2 protein-coding genes are annotated in these 1,182 nt (G+C 25.7%); both read left to right on the top strand.

All coding sequences use genetic code 11. The annotated features are described in order from the left end of the window. Nucleotides 1-277: hypothetical protein (locus BAZSYMA_RS10235; RefSeq protein WP_206599455.1), on the top strand; the 277-nt coding region annotated here is incomplete at its 5' end. Next, complete coding sequence (locus BAZSYMA_RS07310) at nt 264-854, top strand: hypothetical protein (protein WP_090717248.1); 591 nt, start codon at nt 264-266, stop codon at nt 852-854. The genes BAZSYMA_RS10235 and BAZSYMA_RS07310, both read left to right, overlap by 14 nt. Nucleotides 855-1,182 lie beyond the last annotated feature (328 nt).

Below are 1,182 nucleotides of genomic sequence, written 5' to 3'. Positions count from 1 at the left end.
ACATTATGTGTCTTTAACTGATGAGGCAAATAAATTATTAAATTCTAGTACTACAATCCAAAGATATAGGGTTTTTACAGATGTTTTAGACAAAAATCTACTTAAGTTTTATTTGAGTAATTTGGTAGATTTGATTTTTAACAGCCAATACAAAGACGACAATATAAATATACACGAATTTATGTTTATATTTACTGATGAAGAATTAAGCAATCCAATGAAACTGCTAAGTGAATATAGAAATTTAAAAAAATTTCAAAAAAATGAAGTTACTTAAGCTAGTGCAAGACTACGCTAACCCAAATAATTTTGGTGGCGACAAAACACAGAAAAAAGATTTTCATAACTGGAGAAATGAAACGCAACAAATGTTTATGCTTTTAAAACAAACTAGTTATTTTCAAGTTGACGAAAATAATAAAAATATCGCTTTAAATATCGGTAATTATGGTATTTTTAGTGTTGAGAATATAAAAAGAAGTAGTAAGCCAAAACAAAGATATTTTGATATTCACAATAAAAACAAACAAACAGATTTTGAATTACACCATATAGTTGCCATCTCTAAAGCAAGAAATAAAAAAGAGGTGGAGTTACTTGACAATGTCTATAATCTGATTTATTTACACAAAGATAAGCATTTAGAAATTACAAAAAAGAACAATACTAATGTATATTTATCAATCAACGAGACTAAGGCAAATTTTTGTAATTTTAATAGCGACAAAATTCAAGCAATCAATAATTCAGAAGCACTTTATTCGACTGACGATTGTATTATTCAAAAATTAAAAAAACACAACAGAGATGCGATAAGTACTATATATGAATTTAACCAGCAAATATCCTGTTAATTATTTATAATTAATCTATCGTTAGAAAACAGCGTATTAGAGAGATAATCGCGACCCTGTAAACACAGATTGTGTAAACCCTCATATTTTATAATCCCTAAAAAGGAGAAAAAACATGAGTAATACAACATTAAGAAAAAACCAAAAGAACCAACTGAACAACACAGGTATTAACCAGTAAAAATGCCTAAATTTAATATAAACCTATTTATATGAATTATTATATAATAATTCATATATTTTAGTCAATGATATATAGGATATTATTCACTATTTAATATACGATCATTTAAAATATAAGGATAGTTATAGTGAGAGTTGTTATTTT

Origin of the sequence: Bathymodiolus azoricus thioautotrophic gill symbiont, from assembly GCF_001298715.1 — a bacterium.
GTDB lineage: Bacteria > Pseudomonadota > Gammaproteobacteria > PS1 > Pseudothioglobaceae > Thiodubiliella.
This window is presented reverse-complemented; position numbering and strand designations above follow the sequence as displayed.